The sequence below is a fragment of the Streptomyces sp. NPDC006265 genome (assembly GCF_040613555.1).
Classification (GTDB): Bacteria; Actinomycetota; Actinomycetes; order Streptomycetales; family Streptomycetaceae; genus Streptomyces.
Genome location: NZ_JBEXSH010000831.1, coordinates 1 through 4,018 on the forward strand (window position 1 = coordinate 1; position 4,018 = coordinate 4,018).

3 protein-coding genes and 1 pseudogene are annotated in these 4,018 nt (G+C 73.2%); 1 reads left to right on the forward strand and 3 read right to left on the reverse strand.

Annotated elements, in window-relative coordinates:
• Nucleotides 1–76: 76 nt before the first annotated feature.
• Both ABZ281_RS40910 and ABZ281_RS40915 read right to left on the reverse strand, forming a co-directional pair.
• Nucleotides 77–1,366, reverse strand: a complete 1,290-nt coding sequence (locus ABZ281_RS40910; protein ID WP_356663035.1) for an MFS transporter — start codon at nt 1,364–1,366, stop codon at nt 77–79.
• A gap of 111 nt (nt 1,367–1,477) precedes the next feature.
• Complete coding sequence (locus ABZ281_RS40915) at nt 1,478–1,930, reverse strand: YbhB/YbcL family Raf kinase inhibitor-like protein (RefSeq protein ID WP_356663036.1); 453 nt, start codon at nt 1,928–1,930, stop codon at nt 1,478–1,480.
• A gap of 108 nt (nt 1,931–2,038) precedes the next feature.
• On the opposite strand from ABZ281_RS40915, the pseudogene ABZ281_RS40920 reads away from it, so the two are divergent.
• Nucleotides 2,039–3,056: pseudogene (locus ABZ281_RS40920) on the forward strand (sigma-70 family RNA polymerase sigma factor).
• 18 nt (nt 3,057–3,074) lie between these two features.
• Here ABZ281_RS40920 and ABZ281_RS40925 read toward each other — a convergent pair.
• Nucleotides 3,075–4,018: CapA family protein (locus tag ABZ281_RS40925; protein WP_356663037.1), on the reverse strand; the 944-nt coding region annotated here is incomplete at its 5' end.

The window sequence follows — 4,018 nt, forward strand, 5'->3', positions numbered from 1 at the left end:
GCTTCATGCGCTCCTGCACCCGGTGGTTCCAGGCGCGCACGGCGTCCGGGCGGGCGTCGAGGGCGACCCGGCCGGGTCAGCCGCCGTCCGACTCGACTGCCACGGGGGCCGGTTCACGGCCGGCCCCGGTGGCGTGGTCCCGGCGGGGCAGCAGCAACGGCGTGACCAGGAGCAGGGCGCCGGCCACCGCGATCGCCGTGCGGGGACTCGTCCAGGCGGCCAGTACGCCCCAGAGGGCCGTGACCGCCGCGGTGGTGGCCTTGCCGGTGGCCGACCATGCCGACAGGGTGCGGGTGACCCGGCCCGTCGGGGTGCGGTCGAGACGGTGTGTGGCGAGGACCGGGTTGAACACGCCGCAGCAGGTGATCAGACCGAACTCGACCACCGTGACCCAGGCCAGACCGGGCGCTCCGGGGCCGGTGAAGGCCAGGCCGATCGACCAGCAGGCCCGCAGCACTCCTGTCGTGAGCAGGACCCGGTGCCGGCCGTGGCGCGCGACGAGGCGCGGGGCCAGCCGGGAGCCGAGCAGACCGCCGGTGCAGGGCACCGCGAACGCGAGGGCGTACTGCCAGGGCGCGAAGTGCAGGTCGTCCACCATCAGGATCAGGAGCGGGGGAGAGGCCGCCATGATCAGGGAGTTCACCAGGAGCGAGTTGAAGAACAGCGGGCGCAGGACCGGGTCGGCCAGGATGTGGCGCCAGCCCTTCAGCAGGTCGCCGGCCCGGGTCACCGCGGGGCCCGGTCGTGGAGCGTGCTTCTCGGCGTCCCCGATCGCCCGGATGCCGAACGCCGAGACCAGATAGCTCACCGCGTCGGCCACGACCGTCGTCACCGGACCGAGCAGACCGATCGCGGCCCCGCCCAGCGGCGGACCGACCATGCTGGCGGTCCAGGTCGTCGCCTCGAAGCGGCCGTTCGCCACGAGCAGGTCCTGACGCGGCAGCAGGTCCTTCAGGAACGCGCCGGCCGCCGCGTTGAAGGTGATGTCGGCCGCTGCGACGGCCACCGACACCAGCAGCAACTGGCCGAAGCCCAGGCGGCCGAGCGCGAAGGCCACGGGGACGCTCAGCAGGACCACGCACCGGACCAGGTCCGCCGTCATCATCACCGGACGCTTGCGGCGGATCTCCACCCACGGCCCGAGGGGCACCGACACCGCCGCGCCGACCGCCGGTCCCACCGCCGCGAGCAGCGACACCTGAGTCGGCCCGGCGTCCAGCGCCAGGACCGCGATCAGGGCGAACGCGTCGAACGCGAGCCATGTGCCCGCCGTGCTGACCGCGTACGCGCCCCACAGCCACCCGAACCGCCGCCCCAGCGACCGTCTGCCCGCCCTATCCGTCGCACTCCCCGCCCTCCCGGACAACCCCGTATTGTTCGGGATCATCCAAGCGAGAAGCGGGCGGGCCGAGCAAACAACCATCACCCCCTGCGCCACAACCAACCGTTGTGACGGGCGAGGGCAGGGGGTGGAAGCTCAGCGCTGGTACAGCCCCACCAGTGTCCCGTCCGCGAGGCGGCGCTTCTCGACCTCCGCGTGCACCTGCTCCGCGCGCGGCGCGTCGGGCAGGACACACGGTTCGGACAGGGCGTAGAGCCGGAAGAAGTAGTGGTGGGCGTCATCACCCGGCGGGGGATGGGGGCCGCCCCAGCCGTGCTGGCCGTACCCGTTGACGAGCTCCGTGCCGCCCGGTGGGCTCTGCCCGGCTTCCACGCCGTCGCTGTGCGGGTCGATGCCGACCACGACCCAGTGCGCGAAGGTGCCCGACGGTGCGTCGGGGTCCTCGCACAGCAGGACCAGTTCGGCCGCGTCGTCCGGTACACCGCTCCAGGCCAGCGGCGGAGAGACGTTCGGTCCCTCGTACGCGTACCGGCGCGCGATGAACGAGTGGTCGTTGAACGCGTTGCTGCTGAGTTCGATGCCGGTCATGTGGCCCGGGGTACCCCCGAGTCCCCCGCGGCACACGGTTCGGGACGGATTCCCCCGGGTACCCGCCGGGGCGAGCCGGAACGAGACGGAAGAGGGAGGGACCCCACGATGTCTCCCCTGGCAGAAGACCCCGCGGCCGACGTCCGGGAGGACCGGCGGGCCCCCGCCCGCACCGCCCGGCTGCGCCGCCGCATCCCCGAGCCGGACGAGGAACCCGACCTCCTCGGCCAGTACCTCGCGCAGATCTCCACAACCCCGCTGCTCTCCGCCGAGGACGAGGTACGGCTGGCGCGCCGGATGGAGACCGGAGTTCGGGCGCTGGAGGAACTGGATCTGGCCGACGTCGGCGAACACGACCTCACGGCCGAGCGGCACCGGGACCTGGAGGAGGCCGCCCGCGACGGGCAGAGGGCCAAGGACCACATGGTCCGGGCAACTGCGGCTCGTGGTGTCGATGGCCAAACGGCACGCACACCGCGGCCTGCCCCTGCTGGACGTCATCCAGAAGGGCAACCTGGGGCTGATCCGGGCCGTGGAGAGGTTCGACCATACCAAGGGCTTCAAGGTCTCCACGTACGCGACCTGGTGGATCCGCCAGGCGATGGAACGGGGCCTGGCGGCGCACGCGCGCTCCGTCCGGCTGCCGATGCACATCGTGGAGCAGCTGCAGAAGATCGCCAAGGCCGGGCGGCGGCTGCGACTCGACCTGGAGCGTGAGCCGAGCGTCGAGGAGGTGGCCCGGGAGAGCGGCCTGGCCGAGGACAGGATCGGCTGGCTGCGCCATGTCGGACGGGACGCCGTCAGTCTGGACACGCCGGTGGACGAGAAGGGCGAGACCGTCGTCGGCGACCTCATCGCCGACACCGAGGTGCTCCAGGCCCCCGAGGTGGCCGAATTCCCGGCGCTCGCCGAGGAACTCCGTGAGGCCGTCGGCACGCTCGAACCCCGCGAGGCCATGATCCTCAGCCTGCGCTACGGGCTGCACGACGGTCACACCCGCACCCTCAACGAGGTCGCGCGGCGCGTCGGTCTGACCCGGGAGCGGGTACGCCGGCTCGAGAAGGAGTCGCTGACCCGGCTGCGGGAGCCGGAGAACCGCGACCGGCTGGTGGCCTGGGCGCACTGACCTCCCACGCGGTGCACATCACGCGGCCGGCGCGGGAACGACCAGCGACCCGTCGGCCGTCTGCCGCACCCCCACCCCGCCGCTGATCCGGTCCAGAGTGGCGCGCAGCCAGGCAGCGCCCTCCCGGGAGGCCGGCTCGAGACGCATCCGCCGCACCCGGAACGGCACCATGCGCAGCCCGGCCAGCCGTCCGCTGTCCGCCTCGACCGACACGAGGAACGCGAGCCGCAGGTCGTCGCGGTACTCCTCGTACCCGGAGATGCCCTCGTAGTCGTCGACGAAGTCGCCGCAGCCGTAGAGGATCAGCCGGTCCCGGTACACCTCCAGCGGGCGGGGATGGTGCGAGGAGTGCCCGTGGACGACGTCGGCACCACCGTCGATCAGCGCGTGCGCGAAGCGGACCTGCTCCCGGGGGACGCCATACCCCCAGTTCGAGCCCCAGTGCACCGACACCACGGTGAGGTCACCACCGGCCCGCGCGGGCCGCCGCACCACGGCCTCGGCCGCGCCGGGCGAGAGGCGGGGCAGATACGCCACACCCGGCCGGTCCGCCGTGGCCGCCCAGCCGGACGGGATGCCGCTGGAGCGCGCCCCGAGGGCGGACACCCGCAGCCGGTGGCCGCCGGAGAGCGGGAGCACCACGGGCGCGTACGCCTCGTCGGCGTCGCGTCCCGCGCCCGCCGTCCGCAGGCCCGCCCGGGCCAGCGCGTCCAGGGTGTCCAGCAGGCCTCGGCGGCCGAAGTCCAGGACGTGGTTGTTGGCGAGGACGGTCACGTCGGGCCGGGCCGCGGCCAGCGCGGGCAGGTTCGCCGGGTGCATCCGGTAGTGGATCTCCTTGTCCGGCGCGAACGTGCCGTCGCCCGTCACAGACGTCTCCAGATTCACGATCCGGGCGTCCGGGTGCTGGTTGAGGACCTGCCAGCCGACGCCGGTGAAGGGGGCCCGGCCGGTGAGCAGCTCGT

What these genes read in the sequence shown, in the direction of transcription:
- ABZ281_RS40915 (WP_356663036.1), bottom strand. Translation starts at nt 1,930, where the DNA reads ATGACCGGCATCGAACTCAGCAGCAACGCGTTCAACGACCACTCGTTC.